1 pseudogene is annotated in these 448 nt (G+C 44.9%); it reads left to right on the forward strand.

Annotated elements, in window-relative coordinates:
- Positions 1-448: pseudogene (locus tag GBI66_RS19250) on the forward strand (translation initiation factor IF-2); the annotation flags it as partial.

Consider the following 448-nt stretch of genomic DNA (forward strand, 5'->3'; position numbering starts at 1 on the left):
TGAAGCAAAAGCACGTGTAGAACAGCAAACGCGTGAAACTGCCGAGCAAAAAGCGCGTCTTCAAACAGAGCAAAAAGCTAAAGCAACTTTAGATGCGATGCGTGCTGCTCATCAACAAGATAGTGCTGCACAGACAGCTCCAAAAGCTGCTGTTGTAGTGAAAAAGCGTGGTGGTGGTACAGTTAAACCTGCACCAAAACCAGCTGAAACTCCAGAACAGAAAAGAGCTCGTGAAGAGCAGTCAGCTCAGTTAAAAGCAACTGAAGAAGCTGCACGTCGTAAAGCAGCTGAAGAAGCTCAGCAACGTACACTTGAACAAATGCGCAAAATGGCGTCTAAGTATTCAAATGACGATGCTACTACGACAATTCGTGTGATTGATGATTCTCCACTTGCTTCAGGTCTAGTTGGCCAAGCTTATGAAGATTCATTTAAGCAAGAAGACCGT

The organism is Acinetobacter sp. TUM15071, assembly GCF_008980925.1.
Classification (GTDB): Bacteria; Pseudomonadota; Gammaproteobacteria; order Pseudomonadales; family Moraxellaceae; genus Acinetobacter; species Acinetobacter dispersus.